The following is a 21,499-nucleotide window of genomic DNA, read 5'->3' as shown; positions in this document are numbered from 1 at the left end:
CAGGGAATGACCAGCTCAGAGGCAAAGCTTGTCGAAGCGCTGCGGGCTTCACTGATCGAGAACGAGCAGTTGGAGAACGAGAACAAGAAGATCCGCGACAGCTTCACTGAACCGATCGCCATCGTGGGCATGGCGTGCCGGTTCCCCGGTGGGGTGTCGTCACCTGAAGAGTTGTGGGAGTTGATCGCCGATGGTCGTTCCGCAGTCGGCGCATTCCCCACCGACCGGGGCTGGGATCTTGAGAACCTCTACGACCCGGAACTCGATCGCGCCGGCACGACCTATGTACGGGAAGGCGGGTTCCTGCACGACGTGGGCGAGTTCGACGCCGGTTTCTTCGGCATCTCACAAAGCGAGACGCTGGTCATGGACCCGCAGCAGCGTCTGATGCTGGAGACGTCGTGGGAGGCGATCGAACGGGCGGGCATAGACCCGGCTACTCTGCGTGGCAAGAACGTCGGCGTGTTCGCCGGCGTGGGCGGGCACGATTACGCCACCGGTTTCCACAGCGTCCCCGACGAGCTCGAGGGCTACCTGATGACCGGCGGCTTGGCGAGCGTCCTGTCGGGACGGGTTTCCTACACTCTCGGGTTCGAGGGGCCCGCAGTCACGGTCGACACGGCCTGCTCGTCGTCCCTGGTAGCCCTGCACATGGCAGTGCAGTCCCTGCGTTCGGGCGAGTCGTCGTTGGCGCTGGCCGGGGGCTCCAGCGTGATGTGCACTCCCGCTGGCTTGGTGTTGGCCTCGCGTATGCGGACTCTTGCGAAGGACGGCCGGTGCAAGGCGTTTGCGGCATCCGCAGATGGAACGAACTCTGCCGAGGGTGTGGGCGTCCTGCTGTTGGAGCGGGTTTCCGATGCCGTCCGTGAGGGACATGAGATTCTCGGCGTCGTACGGGCCACTGCGGTGAACCAGGATGGCGCGTCCAACGGACTCACCGCGCCGAACGGGCCCTCGCAGCAGCGGGTGATCCGCCAGGCACTCGCTACCGCTGGTTTGTCGTCCGCCGATGTCGACATCGTCGAGGCGCACGGCACCGGAACCCCCCTGGGCGACCCGATCGAGGCACAGGCCCTACTCGCCACCTATGGTCAAAGCCGTGACCCCGGACTGCCGCTGTGGCTCGGTTCAGTGAAGTCGAACCTCGGACACGCGGGCCATGCGGCAGGCGTCGCTGGTGTGATCAAGATGGTGATGGCCATGCGGCATGGTGTGCTGCCGCAGACTTTGCACGTGGACGAGCCCACGCCTCAGGTTGACTGGTCTGCTGGAGCGGTTGAGTTGCTGACCGAGGCGCACGAGTGGCCCGAGATCGGCCGTCCTCGTCGGGCGGGGGTCTCCGGCTTCGGCGTCAGCGGCACCAACGCGCACGTCATCCTGGAGCAGGCGCCCGAGCGGACATCCGTGAACCCGTCCGACGAGAAGGCGCGCGCGCTGAGCGACTCGGTTGTGCCACTGGTCCTCTCGGCCCGTGGCGAGGCGGGTCTCGCCGGTCAGGCCCGGCGCCTTGGTTCGTTCCTGAGGGAACGTCAAGAGCTGGATCTGCTCGACGTCGGCCGGTCGCTGGTGCGGAGCCGGGGTCTTCTCCCCGACCGTGCGATCGTGCTCGCCGAGAACCGGGAAGAGGCGCTGGCTGCATTGGACGCCGTGGTCGGCGGTGAGTCCGCGACCGGTGTCGTCAGGGGAACGGCCGAGAGCGTAGTAGGCCGGACTGTCTTTGTGTTCCCCGGCCAGGGCGCACAGTGGGCGGGCATGGGAAGGGAACTGCTTGAGGCGTCGCCCGTGTTTGCAACCAGCATGGCCGAGTGCGCCGAGGCGCTTGACCCGCTGACCGGCTGGTCGTTGCTGGATGTGGTGCGGCAGGCAGAGGGCGCCCGGTCCCTTGAGGACCTCGACGTCGTGCAGCCGGTGTCGTGGGCACTGATGCTGTCGCTTGCCGCGCTGTGGGAAGCGTGCGGGGTCGTCCCGGATGCGGTCGTGGGTCATTCCCAGGGCGAGATCGCCGCTGCCTGCTTCGCCGGTGCGCTGTCCCTTCCGGACGCCGCCCGCCTCGTGGTGTACCGGGCCAAGGTCATCCGTGCCGAGTTGTCGGGACGCGGAGGCATGGCGTCCCTCGTTGCCGGTGTCAAGGCCGCCTCCGTGCTGGTCGAGGAGTTGCCGGGCCTGGAGATCGCCGCGGTCAACGGACCCTCCTCAGTGGTCGTGACCGGTGAACTGCCCGCCCTGGAAGAGCTGCTCGCCCGGTGCAAGACCGAGGGCATCCACGCCCGCAGGATTCACGGGGCCAACGCCGCCGGACACTCCTCACAGATGGAAGTGCTGCGCGACCCTTTCCTTGAGGCACTTACTGGGGTCTCCGGCGGGCCTTCGCGCGTGCCGCTGTTCTCCACGGTGACCGGGCGACTCCAGGACACCACGGAACTGGACGCTGAGTACTGGTATCGCAACCTGCGGCAGACCGTGCAGTTCGACCCGGCCATTCGGTCCCTGGCCGGTGATGGACACGGAGTGTTCATCGAGGTCAGCTCGCACCCTGTGCTGGCGTCGAGCGTCCAGGACGTGCTGGAGGAGCTCCAGGCACCCGCTGTCGTCACCGGGTCGCTGCACCGCGACGAGGGCGGCCCACGCAGGTTCCTCGCCTCGCTGGCCCACCTGCACACCCACGGCGTTCAGGTCTCCTGGGGGGCCGTCCTCGGCCACGGTACTGAGCGGCCCGTAGATCTGCCCACGTACGCCTTTCAGCGCCGGCGCTACTGGTTGGATCCGGCAGACTCCGGTGGGGACGCACCAGGCCTCGGTCTCGAGGCGGCGGACCATCCCCTGCTCGGCGCGGTCACCGAGATCCCCGGCTCGGACGGCGTGTTGTTCACTTCCCGGCTGTCGCTGCGCACGCACCCCTGGCTCGCCGACCACGCGGCCGCCGGAGTCGTCCTCGTGCCCGGAGCCGCCTTCGTGGAACTCGCGGTCCGCGCCGGCGACGAGATCGGGTGCAGCCTGGTCGGCGAACTGGTTATCGAGCGCCCCCTGCTGCTGCCCGAGAGCGGCGGTGTCCAGGTACGTGTGTGGGTGGGTGAGCCTGACGAATCTCGCCACCGCACCGTCCAGATCCACTCCCGCTGGGAGGAAGCCGGTCCACGTGGGAGCTGGACCCGTCATGCCTCCGGGCGCCTGGTGCCGGAAGAGGGTGGGGCCGATTTCGACCTCACCCAATGGCCGCCGCCCGGCGCCACCGCCGTCGACCCGGACGTACTCGCCCACGCCTACGACGGCATGGCACAGGCGGGATACGGCTACGGTCCGGCCTTTCGGGGCCTGCGCGGGGCATGGACGCGCGGCGAGGAGGTGTTCGCCGAGGTCTCACTGCCCGAGGCAGCAGGCACGGGTGATGACTACGGGCTGCACCCGGCCCTCCTGGACGCGGCCATGCACGCCTGTGCCTTCCGCACCGACATGGCCGGCGAGAGCCCGAAGCTGGCGCTGCCATTTGTCTGGCGCGACGTCAGACTGCACGCCGTCGGAACCTCCACACTGCGGGTTCACCTCACACCGCTCGCCCGCGACACGATCCGTTTGCGCCTGGCCGACGCGTTCGGCGCACCAGTGGCTGCCGTCGACTCGATGGTCTTGCGACCGGTGGTTCCGGAACTGCTGCGGGTCGGATCGGGTGCGTCCAAGGAGCAGATGTTCCGTGTGGCCTGGGAGCCTATCTCCGTCAGGAGCGTGCATGACGAGCTGAACGTCGTACCCGTGACAACTGCCGAGGACGTTCGTGCCGTGGCCGGAACGCCCCCCGGCATGTTCCTCCTCGATGTGGCCGGGAACGGACGTACGGACCTCGCCGCCGTCCGGGATCTCACCGGGCGAGTGCTGGAAGTCGTCCAGGCGTGGCTCGCAGAACCCGCCTTCCAGGACACTCCTCTCGTCGCTCTCACACAGGCCGGTGCGGTCGTCCAGGACGGGGACCCGGCTCCCGATCTGGCCGTTGCGACGGCTGCCGGCTTGCTGCGTTCGGCACAGTCCGAGAACCCGGGCCGCATCCTCCTGGTCGACACGGACGGCACGGAGGCGTCAGCCCGTCGCCTGCCCGATGTACTCGCGTCCGGGCAGCCTCAGGTGGCACTTCGCAGAGGCGCGGTGGCGGTGCCGAGGCTCGTCAAGGCCGCCCCCGCCGATGCCCATGGCCGTCCACTGAACCCCGAGGGCACGGTCCTGATCACCGGCGGTACGGGCAGGCTGGGTCGCCTGGCGGCCAGGCACCTGGCTTCCAAGCACAAGATCAGAAACCTCATCCTGGTCAGCCGGAGGGGACCGGACGCACCGGGCGCGGCCGAGTTGGAAGCCGAACTCGAGGGGCTCGGGGCGCTCGTCCGAGTCGTAGCGTGCGATGTGTCCGATCGAGACTCCATGGTCGCGCTTCTGGGCTCGGTTCCCAAGGACACCCCCCTTACCGCAGTGATCCACGCAGCCGGAGCGCTGGATGACGGTGTGGTGACGTCCCTGACGCCCGAACAGCTCGATGCGGTGCTCCGTCCGAAGGCCGATGCGGCACACATTCTGGATGAACTCACGCGCGATCTCGACCTCGCGGCCTTCGTCCTGTACTCCTCTCTTTCGGGGATCTTCGGTTCAGCGGGTCAGGGCAACTACGCTGCCGCGAACTCCTACCTCGACGCGCTAGCTGTACGCCGTCATGCTTCCGGATTGCCGGCGACCTCACTGGTGTGGGGATGGTGGGGGCAGGGATCGGACGCGCTGGACAAACTCGCTGAGGTCGAGCTGAAGCGTTTCGACCGCTGGAACAGCACCGAACTCACGGCGCAAGAGGGCATGGAGCTGTTCGACCTCGCGCTGCTTGACCGTGACGCTGTTCAGGTCCTGACGAAGATGGAACTCGAGGCGATATGGGACCAGGCCAACTCCGCATCCGTCCCCCCACTGCTGCGCGGCCTCATCCGCGTCAGTCGGCGGCCCGCCCGTGATGGGGCGACCGGGGCCGACACGCTGGCAGATCGGCTGGCCGAGGCGTCCCCGGACCAGCGAGTAAAGATCTTGGTCGACCTGGTCCAGCGCGAGGTCGCCACGATCCTCGGCTACGTGTCTGCGGACGAAATCGGACCGGACCTTTCCTTCTTCGACATCGGTTTCGACTCTCTGACCGCCATCGAACTCAGGAACCGGCTGTCGGCGCTCACCGGCGTCCGCATCCCGGCCACCTTCGCCTTCGAGTACCCCACCGCGGAACTGGCCGCCGAGGATCTGCTGGAACGCCTCGAATCCCCCGTGGGCTCGCCGGAGGACACTCCACGCATGGTGCGCGGAGATCAATGACCGACCCGCCACCCTGCCGGAATCTGACAATGCGGACGTCCAGCCGGGAGTTGATCGTACGTCAGACCGGGGCAACTCCGGCCCGTGATCTCAACCTCCCTTAGTGACGTGCGGACGACGGGACCAGCCCACCGTGAACCCGACCGGTACGCAGCACGGCCGGCGCACCGGTCACCGATCTACCCGCTCCGCCACTCGCCGACGACGAACACCCAAGGAGACAAAGCATGTTCGACAAGGACAAGTATCTGGAGCACCTCGGCTTCTCGGGAACGCCCGACGCAAGCCTGGCGACCCTGCGGAAGATCCACCGCGAGCACCAGATGCGGATCCCTTACGACAGTGGTTACGCCCTGGACCTGAACAGCAGTGGCGACGCCCTCGGCCTGGCCCAGGCGTCTTTCGACCTTGACCCGGCCTTCGAGACGATCGTGCTCAGCGGCCGGGGCGGCATCTGCGTCGAATTGAACTTCATGTTCCATCGGCTCCTCGTCGAGTTGGGCTTCGACGTGCAGGTGCTGGCCGCAGCCACCCTCCTGCCGGGGGGAGTGTGGGGCCCTGACATCGAGCACATGGTCATGCGCGTCACCATCGACGGTGAGGACTGGCTCGCCGACGCCGGGCACGCGGGCATCTCCATCGTGGAGCCGCTGCCGTTCTCCGGAGAGACCGTGGTGCAGGACGGCATCGAGTTCCGGTTGACCCGTCGGGAGAAGCACTACTTCCTCGAGTACAAGACCCGCGCCAAAAGCTGGCGCGACAGTTACCGCTTCCTGCCGGAGACGCGTACCACCGCGGACTGGGCCCGCTGGCGCGACGCCCTGCCGCTGGACGAGATGGCGGCGCACCCGCGGCGCCGCCGACGGGTGATCGACAACGGGCAGGTCACGCTCACCGCGAACCTCTTCCTGTCCGTTGAGGACGGCGAGGAGCGGCTTCGTCTCATCCGGGACGAGAACGAGCTCGAAAAGATCGTCAGCACCTACTGGAGCTGAGCAGACGAACCACCACGACCGCTTGCGGAAAGGCCGGAGATGCTCGCGAAAGCTTCAGCCGACCCCGCCGTGCACAGCCGGACCTCCGGTCAGCAGCGGCCTCGGTCGCACCCAGGGTTCAGACGGCGGACCGTCTGCTGAAGACCCCGGCGGGGCGGCCGCCCCGGCGTATCACCGGCTTCCACAGGACAGAGTGAGGCGGAGTGAGAGAACAGATACCGGTCCACATAGGCGAACGTTCCTACGATGTGCTGATCGGCCCTGGGGTGCGTTCCATGCTGGCCGAAGTGATCCAGGGCCTCGGCGCCCGGCGGGTCGCCGTCGTGTCGGCCCGGCCCGCGGAATGGGTGCCTGACACGGGAGTGGAGACCGTGCTGCTGCCCGCCCGGGACGGTGAGCCGGACAAGAACCTCGCCACCGTCGAGGCCCTGTGCGCGGAGTTCGTACGCTTCGGCCTCACACGCAACGACGCGGTCGTCTCCTGCGGGGGCGGAACCACCACCGACGTCGTCGGCCTGGCCGCCGCCCTGTACCACCGGGGCGTGCCAGTGGTACATCTGCCGACCACGCTGCTGGCCCAAGTCGACGCGAGTGTCGGCGGCAAGACGGCGGTCAACCTGCCCTCTGGTAAGAACCTGGTGGGCGCCTACTGGCAGCCCGCCGCCGTGCTGTGCGACACCGACTACCTGTCCACCCTGCCCCGGCGTGAGATGCTCAACGGCCTGGGTGAGATCGCCCGCTGCCACTTCATCGGTGCCGGTGACCTGCGCGGGCTCGGCCTCGCGGAGCGCATCGCGGCCAGCGTGAGGCTCAAGGCCGGCGTCGTCTCGGCCGACGAGCGGGACACCGGCCTGCGACACATCCTCAACTACGGCCACACTCTGGGCCACGCCCTGGAGCTGGCCGGCGGCTTTGCGCTCCGCCACGGCGAGGCCGTCGCGATCGGCACGATCTTCGCGGGCCTGCTCGCCGGGGCCCTGGACCGGATCGGTCCCGGGCGGGTGGCGGAGCACCGGGAGGTCGTCGAGTTCTACGGCCTGCCCACCGCGCTGCCCGAGGGGATCGAGACGGCCGAGCTGATCCGCCTGATGCGCCGGGACAAGAAGGCGCTCACCGGCCTCGCCTTCGTCCTCGACGGGCTCGGGGGAGCGGAGCTGGTCCACGACGTGTCCGAACAGGTCGTCGCCGAGGTCCTGGAGCGCATGCCACGACAGCCACTCGGGCAACTCATCGAGCCGGCAGGCTGCCACGGAACGGGAGCCCCGCTGGCATGACGCGCTCATCAGAGGCAGCGCACGGCGAGGTCCGGGGCAGGAACACGCGGGAGCCGAGGCTCGCGGACCGCCTCGCCGCGGCCCTGGACAGACCCGCGGCGCAGCAGCCCGAGTGGCCGGACCCGGCCCAGGCCCGGACAGTGGTGGAACTGCTGCGCACCGCGCCCCCGATCGTGGCCGAGTCCGAGACGGCACAGCTCTCCGAGCAGCTCGCGGCGGTCGCCCGCGGCCAGGCATTCCTGCTGCAGAGCGGGGACTGCGCGGAAACCTTCGCCGAGACCACCGAATCGCACCTGCGAGCCAACCTCGGTCTCCTGAAGCGTATGTCGCTGCTCCTTGCCCACGCCGCCGGGCTGCCGGTGGTTCCCCTCGCCCGTATGGCCGGACAGTACGCGAAGCCGCGCTCACAGTCCGTCGACGCGGACGGCTTGCCGGTCTACCGGGGTGACATGGTCAACTCCGCCGAACGCACCCTTGCCGCACGCACTTGTGACCCGGACAGGATGCTGCGCGCCCACGGGCACGCGGCTCGCGCGATGACGCTCGCCCGCCGGGCGTACGCACAGGAGCCGGCGAACCCGCACACCGGCCTCCCCTCGTACCTGCGAGGCACCCCCGGCGGCGGCCGCTCGGTCCGCACCGCCGAAGAGATCGGGCGCGAACAGGGCCTGAGCGGCGAACAGATCTATGTGGGCCACGAGATGCTCTTGCTCGACTACGAATGTGCCCCGCTCCACACCGCCGGGTTCACCACCGGTCCGGAACCGCTGCTCGTCAGCCCACTCGCACACTTCCTCTGGATCGGCGAGCGCACGCGAGGCCTCGGCGACGCGCACCTCGCCGTCGCCGAACTGCTCGCCAACCCCATCGGGGTGAAAATCGGCCCCAGCACAACCCCGGAAGAAGCCGTCGAGTACGTCCGCAGGCTCGACCCCTATGCCACGCCCGGGCGGCTGACGCTGATCAGCAGGATGGGCCACTCCCGGGTCCGCGAGGTGCTGCCGCCGATCGTGGAGAAGGTCACCGCAACCGGCCACCAGGTGGTCTGGCAGTGCGACGCGATGCACGGCAACTCCCGCACGACGCCGGATGGCCGCAAAACCCGCCATTTCGACGACATCATCGCGGAGATCAACGGCTTCTTCGACGTCCACCGCACCCTCGGCACTCACCCCGGCGGCCTCCACTTGGAGGCGACCGGCGAGGACGTCACCGAGTGCCTGGGCGGGCCCCGCGGCCTCGGTGAGGCTGACCTGTCGGCCCGCTACCGTACCGCCTGCGACCCTCGCCTGAATGAGGAACAGTCCATGGAACTGGCCTCCACCGTCGCCGATCTGCTCGCAGAGGCCATCCGGCCGGCTAGCCAGCAGGTCACCTCCGCCGGCCCCCGGAACCCGCGATGACCAACACCGCCACCCCGCCGCGGGCCCCGATCAGCGGCACCACCCGCTTGTACGCGGTGATCGCGTGAGATACGAGGCAAGCGGGTCGCGCTCGCCGGGGCTGGCGGGGCGGGCAGCGCCATCGCGTCCGCGCTGCTGACGGCTGGCGCAGACCGGATCGCCGTGACCGACCCCGAACTGGACACGCTTGTCGGCCGACTCGCCACGTACTGGCCCGGCCGGATCCACGCCGTCGCCGAACTGCCCCTGGAGGTCAGCGATCTCGCGGTCAACGTGACCCCGCTCGGACTGCGATCCAGCGACCCACTGCCGTTCCGCCCGAAGCCCTCCCGCCCGCAGCGGTGGTGGGCGACATCATCATGAAACCCCACGAGACGCCCCTGCTGCGGCAGGCCGCCGCCCTCGGCCACCACGTCCACCACGGCATCCACATGCTGAACGGTCAAGTGGGGTCCTACTGCGAAGTCTTCGGCCTGAGCGCACCCAGGACCGGCTGACGCACACACCCGCCACGCTTTCACGTCCAGCCGACCCCCACCCCGACAGACGGCTACCAGACCGGGGGATGCGGGGTGGTGAGCCCGGTGCCTACCGTGAAAGTCGCACTCTTGGGTCTGATCCTCGAGGTGGAACCTTCCGTCGGCCACGTGCCCCGCCCGCTTTATGCCGTCCGTCGGCCATCGGCCGAGAAATGTCCGAAGTGGAGATGTGGAGATACATGAACGCGCGACCGGCACCAGAGTTTCCCTCGTGGCCGCAGTACGACGACGGCGAGCGCACCGGCCTGATCCGGGCTCTGGAGCAGGGTCAGTGGTGGCGCATGGGCGGGTCGGAAGTGGACTCCTTCGAGAGTGAGTTCGCCGACTTCCATGGTGCCCCGCATGCTTTGGCCGTCACCAACGGCACCCATGCCCTGGAGTTGGCGCTGCAGTGTCTGGGTGTCGGTCCGGGCACGGAGGTCATCGTGCCGGCCTTCACTTTCATTTCCTCGTCCCAGGCCGCTCAGCGGCTCGGCGCGGTCGCCGTCCCCGTCGACGTCGATCTCGACACGTACAACATCGACGTGGCTGCCGCAGCGCGCGCCGTCACCCCTCGCACCAAGGTGATCATGCCCGTGCACATGGCGGGGCTCGTCGCCGACATGGACGCGCTCGACAAGCTTTCCGCGGACACCGGCGTGCCCCTGCTGCAGGACGCTGCCCATGCGCACGGTGCCCGCTGGCAGGGCAAGCGGGTGGGCGAGTTGGGTACGGTCGCCGCGTTCAGCTTCCAGAACGGCAAGCTGATGACCGCCGGCGAGGGTGGTGCACTGCTTTTCCCCGACGAGGAGACGTACGAGGCCGCCTTCCTGCGGCACAGCTGTGGCCGGCCGCGCACCGACCGCCGCTACATGCACCAGACGGCCGGCACCAACATGCGGCTCAACGAATTTTCTGCGTCCGTGCTCCGCGCCCAGCTGCGCCGCCTCGACGCCCAGCTCACGCTGCGCGATCAGCGCTGGACACTGCTGTCCCGGCTGCTCGGCGAGATCGACGGCGTCGTGCCCCAGGGGGGCGATGCGCGCGCCGACCGGAAGTCTCACTACATGGCCATGTTCCGGATCCCCGGCATCTCCGAGGAGGGCCGCAACGCCCTGGTCGACACGCTCGTCGGGGCCGGGCTGCCTGCCTTCGCCGCCTTCCGGGCGATCTACCGCACCGACGCGTTCTGGGAGACGGCCGCGCCCGACGCCACCGTCGACGAACTCGCCGCAAGGTGCCCGCACACGGAGACGATCAGCACCGACTGCATCTGGCTGCACCACCGGGTGCTGCTCGCCTCCGAGGAAGCCCTCCACACCACGGCCGAGATCATCGCCGACGCGGTGGCCGCACGATGAAGGTCCGGGCTGCCGTCGTCGGGCTCGGCTGGGCAGGCCGCGAGCTGTGGCTCCGACTGCTGAGCGAGCACGAGGACTTCGAGGTGGTCGCCGCCGTCGACCCCGACCCGGCCTCCCGGGCAGCCGCCGTGGCGATGGGCGTGCCCGCCCACACCACCATGGACGCCCTCGGCCCCCGCACGGTCGACATCGCCGTCGTCGCCGTACCCAACCATCTGCACGCCGAGGTAGCGGCCGCCCTGCTCCGCCGCAGGATCTCCGTCTTCCTGGAGAAGCCGGTCTGCCTGACCACCGCCGAGGCGGACGCCCTCGCCGCGGCCGAACAGAACGGCGGGATACTGCTCGCCGGCAGCGCCGCCGCCCACCGCGGCGACGTACAAAAGCTTGCCGAGCTGCTGCCCCAGGTTGGCCGGATCCGCCATGTCACCCTGGCCTGGGTCAGGGCGCGCGGCGTGCCGCAGCCCGGCGGCTGGTTCACCCAGCGCAGCAAGTCCGGTGGCGGTGTACTCGTCGACCTCGGCTGGCACCTGCTCGACGTCCTCACCTACCTCCTCGGCCCCGCCCCCGTCACCCAGGTGATCGGCTCGGTCTCCGACGACTTCGTCAGCAGCGGTGCCTGGTCCGCTACCTGGCGCGAGGACCAGCCCACCGACGTCCCGGCCGGCAACGTCGAGGACACCGCCCGAGGCTTCCTGCTCCGCGAGGACGGCATCTCGGTCTCGTTACAAGCCAGCTGGGCTTCGCACGAGGCGTTGGACGCCTCCGTCATCACCATCGAGGGCAGCAAGGGAACGGCACGGCTGCACTGCACCTTCGGCTTCAGTCCCAACCGGGCCCCCGAACGGGTGCTCACCCTCACCCGGGAAGGCACCACACAGCAGATCCCGCTGCCCGCCGAGCCGATCGGCACCGAGTACGGACGCCAGCTCGACGGCCTCGCCGGGCTCCTGGCCGACCCGGGCCGACGCGGCGTGGCCGTCGCCCAGGCCCGTAACACCGTCCAGCTGGTCGAAAGCTTCTACGCATCGGCCCGCGCCGCGCGACCTGCGGACCACGCGCCCCAATTCGCCCCCCACAGGTGAGGACCGCATGACCACAGGGTCGGAACACCACGCGGCAACGACCTCCGAACAGCACTCCCCAGGCTCCAGACAAGCAGTCATCTTCGATCTCGACGGAGTTGTCGTCGACAGCTTCGCCGTGATGGGCGAGGCCTTCTCCCTCGCCTACGCCGAGGTCGTCGGCCCGGGCGCGGCGCCCTTCGAGGAGTACCAGCGCCATCAGGGCCGCTACTTTCCCGACATCATGCGGATCATGGGCCTTCCGCTGGAGATGGAGGAGCCCTTCGTCCGTGAGAGCTACCGGCTCGCCCACCAGGTTCAGGTGTACGACGGTGTTGTCGATGTGCTGAGGATGCTGAACGAGCGCGGCCTCCGGCTAGCCATCGCCACCGGCAAGGCAGGCGAGCGCGCCCGGTCCCTGCTCGGCGTCCTCGGCCTGCTTCCGTACTTCGCCCACGTCATCGGCTCAGACGAGGTGCCCCGGCCCAAGCCCGCCCCCGACATCGTCAGACGCGCGCTCGAACTCCTCAACGTTCCCGCAGACCGGGCCATCATGATCGGCGACGCCCCCACCGACCTGGCCAGCGCCCACGGCGCCGACGTCACCGCCGCAGCCGCACTCTGGGGCTGCCACGACGAGATCGGACTGCTCGCCGCCGGCCCTGACATCGTCCTGCAACGGCCCGCCGACCTGCTCGTCCTCTGCCCGGTCGTCCCGGCCGTCCACGGGGCCGAACCGACTGAACTCTGCCCCAATGGACGATCGAGGCGCCTAGGGGACTAAAGCGACATGGGGAAAGGTCCGTGCCCGGCCGGACCGTGATCGGGTCGGTCGGCGGGTCAGGATCCGGAGGAATCGTCGTACCGGTGGAAGCCGTGGCCCGTCTTGCGGCCCAGTCTGCCCTCCCGGACCATCCGGGTGAGCAAAAGGGGCAGCTCGGGGACCAGGTCGGCGGAGTTCTCCGCCATCGAGCGGGCCACGTCGGTGATCGTGTCGATCCCGATCAGATCGAGCAGCGCAAGCGGACCCATGGGATGTCCGCAGCCCAGCACCATTCCCCGGTCGATGTCGTCGGCGTCGGCGATGCCCTGGTCGTACATCCTGACCGCCGCCATCAGATACGGCACGAGCAGGGCGTTGACCACGAACCCGCTTCGGTCAGCGGTGCGGATCACCTCCTTGCCGAGGGTGTCCCTGGCGAAGGACTCGGCCGACGCGGCGCACTGTTGCGAGGTGCGGTCCGTCACCACCACCTCGACCAGGGGCATCAGCGGTACGGGATTGAAGAAGTGCATGCCCACCACGGACCCGGCTCTGCCGGTGGCGTCCGCCAGATCGCCGACCAGCAGGCTGGAGGTCGTCGAGGCCAGGACGGCCGCAGGGTCGGCCAGCACCCCGTCCACCGCCTTGAACACCCGTCGTTTCACATCGAGTCTCTCGGCCACGGCCTCCACGACGAACTGCCGGTCCGCGAGGTTCTCGACATCGGCGGTGACCCGCAACCCGGCCATGGCCGCCGCCTGCTCCGGCACCGTCATCCGGCCCTTGGCCACCGCGCGGGCGAACGCGGCCGTCAGCCGTCCGACCGCGTCCTCGATCCGGTGCGGGGCGGAGACCAGGACCGTCACCTCCACCCCGGCGCGCAGGCTCACCTCGGCAATGCCTGCGCCCATCGTCCCGCCACCGATCACGCCCAGTCGTTCCACCGTCGTCCTCATCGAGTCCCGCCCTCGGTCACGGTCCAGCGCAGCAGGGCGGCACCGGCAGCCATACCCGCGCCGAAGCCCGCCAGGAGCACCAGATCGCCGTCCCGTAGCACGCCGGAACGGTTGGCCGCGTCAAGTGCGACCGGCACCGACGCGGAACCGATGTTGCCGCTGTGACGCAACGGCAGATGGGTGTCCGCCCGCTCCAGGCCACTGACCTCGGCCAGTTCCGCCACCAGCCGGCCATTGGCCTGGTGCGGCACGAAGTGCTGCACGTCGGCCGGTTCGTAGCCGGAGCGCTTGAGCAGCCCGGCGATGAGGCCCGGGACGTTGTCCAGGACGAAATCGCGCACCCCCCGGCCTTGCATGCTCAGCAGGTGGCCCCCGTCCGCGACCGTCTCGACGGAGGCGGGACGGCGGCTGCCCCCGGCCGGCATGCTGATCAGCTCGTGGGACTCGGCCCGGCTCACCAACTCGACCTTCAGCAGGCCGCGTTCCGGATCGCCGGGCGCATGCGGGACGGAGCCGATGACCGCGGCCCCGGCTCCGTCCCCGAACAGAACACTGGTCGCCCGGTTGTCGAAGTCGATGAACCGGGTCCACACGTCGGTGCCGATGACCAGGACCTTCGTCGTCGAGTCCAGCGCCCCGTACGCCCGGGCGATGGACAGCGCGGTGACGAACCCCGTGCAGGCGATGTTGACGTCGAAACAGGCGGCCCGGTGGGCGCCGAGCGCCAGTTGCACCAGTGACGCGGTGGAGGGGATCGGGGCGTCACCGGTCGTCGTGGCGACGATGATGAAGTCGATGCCGTCCGCGTCCAGTCCGGCCTGGTCCAAGGCGGCGCGCGCGGCGTGGACGGCGAGGTCGGACGCTGCCTCGTCCGGTGCCGCGTACCGCCGTTCGACGATGGCGGTCCGGTCGGCGATCCACTCGGCGGAGGCACCGGGTACCCGGGCCTCGATCTCCTCGTTGGTCACCACCCGTTCGGGCAGGTAGGAGCCGGTCCCCAGCACGGATGTGACGTACCCCTGTTCCCTTTCCATGGTCACGCCGCCCGCCCGCTGTCGTGCGCGTACGCGCGCATCAGGGTCAGTCGGTCCTCGCCGATCCGGGCGCGCCGCTCGGGGTCGGTCACACCCAGGCCCGGACGGTCGGCCAGGCAGAGCACGCCCACCTTGCCGATGTGCTGGTTGAGCTGCACCAGCCGGGTCGCCACGCCGGCCTCCTCCAGCGGGAACAGCGAGGTCAGTGCGGGCACCAGCGATCCCTGGCCGAACAGTCGTGCGGTGTCGACCTGTTCCTGGAGGTTCGCCACGTGGCTGCCGATGATGCGCTTGAGCCGCATCCACAGATAGCGGTTGTCGAACCGGTGCTGGTAGCCGGTGCTCGAACCGCAGGTCACCACGGTGCCTCCGCGCCGCGCGAGGAACACCGAGATACCGAAGGTGGATTGGCCCACGTGGTCGAAGACGATGTGCGGATCCTCGCCCACGCCGTCACGGATGAGCCGGCCCAGCCGCTTCCCCTGCGCCAGCGCGACCGCCGGCTCGTCGCCGGCGTCACTGCCGAAGCCGTACTCCTCACGGTTGATCACCAGGTCACAGCCGAGGGCGCGCGCCACTCGCGCCTTCTCCTCGGAGCCGACGACTCCGACGGCGATGCCGCCGCCGTTCTTCACCAACTGAACGGCGTAGGCTCCCAGTCCGCCGGACGCGCCCCAGATCAGGACCACGTCCCCCTGCTTCATCCGTGCGCCGCGGTCGCTGACCAGCATCCGGTAGGCGGTTCCGGCACAGGCCGGGACCGAGGCGGCCTCCTCCCAGGTCAGGTGTGCCGGCTTGGGGATCAACTGGCTGGCCCGGGCGATGGTGTAGTGGGCGAGGCCGCCGTAGTTGGTCTCGAAGCCCCATGCGAGCTGGTTCTCGCTGAGCATCCCGTCGGCCTGGACGGACGCCTCCTGGTCCTCGACACAGGCCGCGTTGACCAGCACGTGGTCACCGACCCGCCAGCGCCGCACGCCGGAACCGGCGCGGACGATCACTCCGGCGGCGTCCGAGCCGAGGACGTGGAAGGGCTGGTCATGCCGCTTCGCCCAGCCGCCCTGGCGCCCGTAGGCCTGGAGGAAGCCGAAGGTCGACAACGGTTCGAAGGTCGCGGACCAGACCGTGTTGTAGTTGATGGAGCTGGCCATGACGGCTATCAGCACCTCGTCGGGCGCGAGTTCCGGCATCGGCACCGTGCCCACGTGGAGGGTCTTGCGCACGTCGCGGTCGCCTTCGATCCCCTCGAAGATCTTCTCGTCCTCGATCCGCAGGTGCGCGGCGAGGAACTCCGCCGGTACTTCCGCGGCGGCCAGTTCCTGCGGGCCGGCACCGGCACGTATTGCATCGGAGAGTGACATCATCGGGCTCCTCGTCAAGCCATGTGAGGCTGGTGAAACGATCGGTTTTTCTGGGTCGGGCTCGGCCCTCACCCCGCGTACAGGACCCGTCTGCTGCCGTCTACGGGCGTCGAGGGGCGGCGCGCGCATCGCGTGTTCCCAGGTACCCGGAGTGCCCCGCGTCGTCGACGACCTCGAACGTGGCGCCGGGGATCGTGTCGGCGAGCTCGCGGCCGTATACGGGCGTGGCGACCAGGTCCTGGGCGAGAGAGACCACGCGGCACGGCACAGCGATGTCCGCGCTGGCGGCGCGCCGGTCCGGCGTCGGCTTGGTCATCGGAGCGCGCGGTTACGGGCAATAGGGCTCGGGCCGCCAGGCGGTAGCCGGACGCGCCGAGGCCTACCACGACGCCGGAGGCCGGAGAAGCGGTGATCGATTCGTGCCGGAACTGCTCCCGCGCCCACACGTTGCCGAGGTGTACCTCGATCCACGGGTGCTCGTAGCTCGCGAGCGCGTCCCGCAGGCTCCAGCCGGCGATCGTCGGCGTGGGGGCGGCCAGGGGCATCTCTGCTTCTCTCCCGATTAAGGGTCGGGTTGGTCTGCAGGCCCGGAGGCCTCTCTTGTGACCTCCGGGGGAGAAGGAGGGGCGCGGTGTTCGGTGCGTGCTTTCGCCGTGCGCTGCCGAGGTCTCGGAGCGGTGCGCTCGGTGAGTTGCGGGTTCCTCGCATGCACTTGAGGCAGCGGGGAAGCGTGTCAGGTGCCGCGACGTCGCGGAGGTCTTTCAGAACGGCCCCAGTCGCCGGGCCACCAGGTCGATGACCTCGGCTACGCGGTCTACGAGGAAGAAGTGGCCGCCCCGGAAGACCTCCGTTTCACTCGCCCCGGTGGTGTGCTCGGCCCATGCCTCGGCCTCATCAAGGGAGACCCGGGGGTCGCTGTCTCCGGTGAGCACGGTCACCGGGCAGTCGAGGCGTCGGCCGGGCTCGTGCCGGTACCGTTCAATGGCGGTGTAGTCGCTGCGGATGGCCGGCAGGATCATCGCCAGCACCTCCGGGTCGCCGAGCAGTATCTCGTTGGTTCCGCTGAGCTTCCTGAGCTCGGCCACGAGTTCAGCGTCACTCCCCGTGTGCACCCGCTCGTCACCATAGCGGGACGGCGCCCGCCGGCCGGACGCGAACAGCCGTACCGGCGCAGGCAGCCCGGCGTCCTGCATGCGCAGCGCCACCTCGTACGCGAGGACAGCGCCCATGCTGTGGCCGAACAGGGCCAGTGGCTTGTCGTCCAGGTGCCGCAGCGCGGCGAAGATCTGGTCCGCGAACTCGGGGATGTTGTCGATCCTCGGTTCGTGGAGACGGGTCTGCCGACCTGGGTACTGGAGGGCCAACACCTCCACCGATGGGTGCAGCGCCTTGGACACCGGGAAGAAGAAGCTTGCAGAGCCGCCCGCGTACGGAAGGCACGCAAGCCGCACATTGCTCTGCGGCGCGGGGTGCGAGACACTCACCCATTTCTCGAACTGCGCCGTTGCTTGATGCATGCCGGACGAGCTCCTCGTGGTTGGTGAGGGAATAGAGGAAGCCTAGGTTCGTGCAGGTGGAACCGCGTATCCCCAGATCTGATAGTCCCAAGCCCTCGAGCGGCCCGAACGCCGGTACGGATTGTTAGTCTTGCGCCGTCCCGATTCCGGCAGTTGTGCCTGCGCCAGCCACCCTGCGATGAGGGGTTTCCCGTGCCCGAGACGTCACCGCACAAGCAGTCCGCCAGCGCGAGCCCCGAGACAGATGTGGACGTGATTGTCGTCGGCAATGGCCCAGTCGGGGCCACTCTCGGGATCCTGCTGGCACAGCGCGGCCGACAGACCATGGTCCTGGAACGGCGCCGACGCCCCTACACCCTGCCCAGGGCGACCAGCTTCGACGGCGAGACGGCACGGCTGCTCGTCGGCTGCGGGACGGGCCCGAGCCTCGGCCGGATCACCGAGCCCGCCACCGGTTACCAGTGGCATTCCGCCGACGGTGAGGTACTCCTCGACATCGTCTTTCGCCCAGAAGGCCCGTACGGGTGGCCTGACGCCAGTACCATGCACCAGCCCGCCCTCGAGGAACTGCTGGCCTCGCGGGCAGCCGGGCTGCCCGGAGTGACTGTGGTACAGGGCCGCCAGGTGGTGGGAATCGAGGAGCAAGACGACCGGGTCGTGGTGACGGCCGAGGACGAGGACGGCGCAGCCCAGACGTACACCGCGAGGTGGGTGGTGGGCTGTGACGGTGCCAACAGCTTCGTCCGGGACCGTCTGGATGTGCCGGTCACCGATCTCGGCTTTTCCTACGAGTGGCTGCTGTGCGATGTGCAGCTGCACGAGCCGGGCGAGTTCGTCCCCACCAACGTCCAGATCTGTGACCCTGCCAGGCCTACCACCCTGGTCGGCAGCGGTCCGGGGCACCGGCGCTGGGAGTTCATGCGGCTGCCCGGCGAGCGTGCCGCGGACCTGAACCGGGAGGAAACCGCCTGGCGGCTTCTCGCTCCCTACGGGGTGACCCCCGACACGGCGACGCTGCTGCGCAGCACCACGTACATCTTCCAGTCCCGCTGGGCCGAGCAGTGGCGGGTCGGTCGGGTACTGCTGGCCGGGGACGCGGCCCATCTGATGCCGCCGTTCGCCGGGCAGGGCATGTGCTCGGGCATCCGCGACGTAGTCAACCTGGTGTGGAAGCTGGACCTGGTAGTGGGCGGCCTCGCGCCGGAGTCGCTTCTCGACACCTACACAGAGGAACGCCGCGCGCAGGTACGCAAGTCGATTCTGTCCTCGGTCCAGCTGGGCCGGGTGATCTGCGTGACGGACCCCGTGGCTGCGGCCGAGCGCGATTCCACGATCCTGGCAGGCCGCCGCGGCCGCGGTCCGGCGGTTCCGGACCCGGCGTTGCCCCTCACAGAGGGGCTCCTTCACCGGAGAGTGGACGGGTCGCCCATATCCCCGGCGGGCGAGGTGGTCCCCCAGGGCCGGATACGCGGCCTTGGAGGCACTGGCCTTTTCGACGATGTGGTCGGCCGCGGCTTCGTTCTGATGCTGGCAGAGGGCACGGCCGCCGACCTCGACGCGGAGCAGTCGGCCTTCCTCACGGATCTGGGCACGCACGTGGTGACGCTGCTCCCCGAGGACGGGACGCCGCAGAACATGTCGGTGGCCGACGTGGGCGGCGTCTACCGCACTTTCCTGGCTCGCCACGGGGCCGACGCGGTATTGATCCGTCCGGACTACCACGTGTATGGGGCGGCCTCAGGCCTGGGGGCAGCGGCGGCGCTGGTGGACGACCTGCGGGCCCGCCTGGTACTCCAGTCGCGTGCTGGAGCAGGAGTACTCCAGCCGTAGTCCGTGATCCTGAGCATGGCCGGGGTGACCCAGCGGGACCAGGACGGGTAGCGGCGGACCTGGTGCTCGTCCAGGGCGGCCAGGCCCTTGCCGGACTGGAAGAACTCCTCCACCCGCCATCTCGATCCAGCAACGCGCACCAGGGTGCAGCGGCACCGGTGCGGGCGAGTAGCAGCGGTAGTAGGCGAGTTCGCCGGTGCTGCGGTCACGGCGGATGAGCAACTGGCGACTTGCGGGCCGGGGGCCGACGAGGTCGGTGACGGCCCGGTCGTAGAGGCGGTGGCCCTTGGCCCCGGCACCTGCGGACAGCTTCTGCCAGGCCCGCTTGGGTACCTGATCGGCGAGGGCGTCCGCGCGGAACTTCGCGGCGCCGGTGGTGACTTCGTGCGAGCAGGCCACCGCGAGCACGGAGCCGGTGCCACGTTCCTCCAGCGCGGTTCGCAGCGTCGGGTTGCGGAGCCGGAGGTCCAGGAGCGCGGAACCTTCAGTCCCGGTCCACCGCTGCGTGCCCGTGCCGCCCGAGTGCCAACTGCCGGACGCGACGCCGGGGTTCGACCCGCGTGTCCTGCGATCCGGCTCATCAGGCCTCAAACGCCTCCTGCCGGCGGGCAGGGTAGACTGTGACCCGCAGCCACCGCGTGATCGTTTGTCTTCACACACCGATGATCAACGGTGGCCGCGCCCGTCTCCACAGTGCGTCAGGGTCGCGCAGGTTCGCCTGCCGCCCCGTGTCAGGAGGACATGTGCAACGTGGCGAAGTCTGGTGGGTGGGGTTCGACGAGCGGCGACTGTTCGTACTGCTGTCGGTAGACGACGCGTCCGGGATCCGGGCGATGCAGGTCGTCGCGCCGGCGGGCGTCGACATGAGCGGTCTGGGCGTCGAAGTGCGAGTTGGCGCCATGGAAGGGCTGCCCTTTGAGGGCGTGCTGCGGTTCGCGTTCACGCGTCCAGGCTTTATCCCGTGCACGTGGCTGACCACCGTGTCCCGGGACGACCTGATCGAGCGGGCAGGCGTCCTGCCCTCCGCGAAGCTCAGCGAGATTGAGGACGCCCTCCGTCTTGCCGGACAAACGCAGGAGTGGACCCCGGCGACAACCGCGAAACTCAGCGAGATGCGGGACGCCCTCCGTCTCGGCGGCCTCGGGTAGGCGAAGAAGGAACCGACGCCCCCAATGCGACCAGGCCGGTGATCGGGTCCCAGGAAGCGGCCCAGTCCATGCCGTAGACGTCGGGAAAGCGTAGCTCTCGCTTCAGCAGGAGATGCAACATGCGCTCATCGGATATCCCGCCGACATCAATGGTGACCACCGCGCCATGCTGCCATCTCCTGGCGGCCGGTGAGGCCGGCTGACATCACCGCTCTCCGTGCCCGTCGGCTGGGGCGCGGGCGGCGAGCGCCGCCAGCAGCAGGTCCACCGCCTCCTCGAAGGAACTGTCCGCCATGGCGTGCAGTTCGTCGCGTACGGCGGTCAGGGCCGGGTACGCCTCGGGGTTCACCGTCCGGTAGACCTCCGTCCACGCCTGCTGGTCGGCCTCGCGCTGGTGCGCCGGGAGCGCCAGACTCGCCGCGTCCATGGCGGCGTGGCCGAGGACGGTGTCGATGAACGCCAGGTAGAGGCGGACGGCACGAGCGGGTTCGAAGCCCGCGGACAGCAGCAGGCCGACCCCGGTCTCCACGGCGCGGATCTCGTTGTCGCGGCGGGTGACGCGGTACGAGGCCATAGCGGCGGCGCGTGGATGGGCGAGGTATCCGGCGCGCACTCGCAGCGCCATCTCGCGTAGTGAGGCCGCCCAGTCGGGGCCGGGGGTGAACCCCTCCATGGCGTCCCCGATGATCCGGTCGGCGATGGCCAGCAGCAGGTCGTCGGTGTTGCGGAAGTAGCGGTAGAGCGCACTGGGGTCGCAGTCCAGGACGGCGCCCAGACGGCGCACGCTCAGCGCCTCGTGGCCGTGCTCGCCGATCAGCCGCAGCGCGGTCTCCACGATCAGGTCCTTGGACAGAACAACCCCTGAGCGTGTGGGGCGGCGACGCCTGCGTTCCTGCGGGACACGGGTGGGCATACCGGGACTCCTCTCGCGGCGATGGACTTCCGCACGCTCA

18 protein-coding genes and 2 pseudogenes are annotated in these 21,499 nt (G+C 69.3%); 11 read left to right on the top strand and 9 right to left on the bottom strand.

Going from position 1 to position 21,499, the window contains the following annotated elements; genetic code table 11:
• The first annotated feature begins 6 nt into the window (after positions 1–6).
• The 9 genes from QF030_RS02700 to QF030_RS02660 all read left to right on the top strand — a co-directional run bounded on the left by QF030_RS02700 (position 7) and on the right by QF030_RS02660 (position 12,724).
• Complete coding sequence (locus tag QF030_RS02700; RefSeq protein ID WP_307161026.1) at positions 7–5,328, top strand: type I polyketide synthase; 5,322 nt, start codon at positions 7–9, stop codon at positions 5,326–5,328.
• Between the two features lie 227 nt (positions 5,329–5,555).
• On the top strand, positions 5,556–6,323 hold the full coding sequence (locus QF030_RS02695; RefSeq protein WP_307161025.1) for an arylamine N-acetyltransferase family protein: 768 nt from the start codon (positions 5,556–5,558) through the stop codon (positions 6,321–6,323).
• 275 nt (positions 6,324–6,598) lie between these two features.
• On the top strand, positions 6,599–7,597 hold the full coding sequence (locus QF030_RS02690) for a 3-dehydroquinate synthase family protein (RefSeq protein WP_444875785.1): 999 nt from the start codon (positions 6,599–6,601) through the stop codon (positions 7,595–7,597).
• A complete protein-coding gene (locus tag QF030_RS02685; protein ID WP_307161023.1) occupies positions 7,594–9,000 on the top strand; it encodes a 3-deoxy-7-phosphoheptulonate synthase in 1,407 nt (468 codons plus the stop codon). The genes QF030_RS02690 and QF030_RS02685 overlap by 4 nt, the downstream gene beginning before the upstream one ends.
• 162 nt (positions 9,001–9,162) lie before the next feature.
• Complete coding sequence (locus tag QF030_RS02680; protein WP_307161022.1) at positions 9,163–9,363, top strand: hypothetical protein; 201 nt, start codon at positions 9,163–9,165, stop codon at positions 9,361–9,363.
• A complete protein-coding gene (locus QF030_RS02675; protein ID WP_307161021.1) occupies positions 9,360–9,497 on the top strand; it encodes a hypothetical protein in 138 nt (45 codons plus the stop codon). The genes QF030_RS02680 and QF030_RS02675 overlap by 4 nt, the downstream gene beginning before the upstream one ends.
• A 221-nt stretch (positions 9,498–9,718) precedes the next feature.
• Positions 9,719–10,879 (top strand): 3-amino-5-hydroxybenzoate synthase, encoded by a 1,161-nt coding sequence (gene rifK / locus QF030_RS02670; RefSeq protein ID WP_307161020.1) that lies wholly within the window; start codon positions 9,719–9,721, stop codon positions 10,877–10,879.
• Positions 10,876–11,961, top strand: a complete 1,086-nt coding sequence (locus QF030_RS02665) for a Gfo/Idh/MocA family protein (RefSeq protein ID WP_307161019.1) — start codon at positions 10,876–10,878, stop codon at positions 11,959–11,961. The genes rifK and QF030_RS02665 overlap by 4 nt, the downstream gene beginning before the upstream one ends.
• A gap of 7 nt (positions 11,962–11,968) precedes the next feature.
• Positions 11,969–12,724: an HAD-IA family hydrolase gene (locus QF030_RS02660; RefSeq protein WP_307161018.1), complete on the top strand. Its 756-nt coding sequence runs from the start codon at positions 11,969–11,971 to the stop codon at positions 12,722–12,724.
• A 56-nt stretch (positions 12,725–12,780) separates the two neighbouring features.
• Here QF030_RS02660 and QF030_RS02655 read toward each other — a convergent pair whose 3' ends face one another.
• The 6 genes and pseudogenes from QF030_RS02655 to QF030_RS02630 all read right to left on the bottom strand — a co-directional run bounded on the left by QF030_RS02655 (position 12,781) and on the right by QF030_RS02630 (position 17,568).
• A complete protein-coding gene (locus QF030_RS02655) occupies positions 12,781–13,659 on the bottom strand; it encodes a 3-hydroxybutyryl-CoA dehydrogenase (protein ID WP_307161017.1) in 879 nt (292 codons plus the stop codon).
• Complete coding sequence (locus tag QF030_RS02650) at positions 13,656–14,693, bottom strand: 3-oxoacyl-ACP synthase III family protein (protein WP_307167449.1); 1,038 nt, start codon at positions 14,691–14,693, stop codon at positions 13,656–13,658. Before QF030_RS02650 ends, QF030_RS02655 begins: the two co-directional genes overlap by 4 nt.
• A gap of 2 nt (positions 14,694–14,695) precedes the next feature.
• Complete coding sequence (gene ccrA, locus QF030_RS02645; protein ID WP_307161016.1) at positions 14,696–16,054, bottom strand: crotonyl-CoA carboxylase/reductase; 1,359 nt, start codon at positions 16,052–16,054, stop codon at positions 14,696–14,698.
• A gap of 97 nt (positions 16,055–16,151) precedes the next feature.
• A complete protein-coding gene (locus QF030_RS02640) occupies positions 16,152–16,367 on the bottom strand; it encodes an alpha/beta fold hydrolase (RefSeq protein WP_307167849.1) in 216 nt (71 codons plus the stop codon).
• Between the two features lie 13 nt (positions 16,368–16,380).
• A pseudogene (locus tag QF030_RS02635) lies at positions 16,381–16,569 on the bottom strand (type II 3-dehydroquinate dehydratase); the annotation flags it as partial.
• A 243-nt stretch (positions 16,570–16,812) separates the two neighbouring features.
• Positions 16,813–17,568, bottom strand: a complete 756-nt coding sequence (locus QF030_RS02630) for a thioesterase II family protein (RefSeq protein WP_307161015.1) — start codon at positions 17,566–17,568, stop codon at positions 16,813–16,815.
• A 192-nt stretch (positions 17,569–17,760) separates the two neighbouring features.
• Between QF030_RS02630 and mhpA the strand changes: the two genes are divergently transcribed.
• Positions 17,761–19,398 (top strand): bifunctional 3-(3-hydroxy-phenyl)propionate/3-hydroxycinnamic acid hydroxylase MhpA, encoded by a 1,638-nt coding sequence (mhpA, locus tag QF030_RS02625; protein ID WP_307161014.1) that lies wholly within the window; start codon positions 17,761–17,763, stop codon positions 19,396–19,398.
• Positions 19,399–19,409: 11 nt separating this feature from the next.
• Here mhpA and QF030_RS02620 read toward each other — a convergent pair.
• A pseudogene (locus QF030_RS02620) lies at positions 19,410–19,851 on the bottom strand (IS701 family transposase); the annotation flags it as partial.
• A gap of 290 nt (positions 19,852–20,141) precedes the next feature.
• On the opposite strand from QF030_RS02620, the gene QF030_RS02615 reads away from it, so the two are divergent.
• Positions 20,142–20,546, top strand: coding sequence for a type II toxin-antitoxin system PemK/MazF family toxin (locus QF030_RS02615; protein WP_307161013.1), 405 nt, complete (start codon positions 20,142–20,144; stop codon positions 20,544–20,546).
• On the opposite strand, the gene QF030_RS02610 is transcribed toward QF030_RS02615, so the two are convergent.
• On the bottom strand, positions 20,503–20,706 hold the full coding sequence (locus tag QF030_RS02610) for a barstar family protein (protein WP_307161012.1): 204 nt from the start codon (positions 20,704–20,706) through the stop codon (positions 20,503–20,505). The two genes, QF030_RS02615 and QF030_RS02610, sit on opposite strands and share 44 nt — an antisense overlap.
• A 45-nt stretch (positions 20,707–20,751) precedes the next feature.
• Positions 20,752–21,459 carry a TetR/AcrR family transcriptional regulator gene (locus QF030_RS02605; RefSeq protein WP_307161011.1) on the bottom strand — a complete coding sequence of 236 codons (708 nt, stop codon included), beginning with the start codon at positions 21,457–21,459 and terminating at the stop codon, positions 20,752–20,754.
• Positions 21,460–21,499: the final 40 nt, after the last annotated feature.

It is taken from the genome of Streptomyces rishiriensis, assembly GCF_030815485.1.
In the GTDB taxonomy this organism is placed as follows: Bacteria; Actinomycetota; Actinomycetes; order Streptomycetales; family Streptomycetaceae; genus Streptomyces; species Streptomyces rishiriensis_A.
The sequence above is the reverse complement of the archived record's forward strand: the minus strand, read 5'-3'. Positions and strand labels throughout refer to the sequence as shown.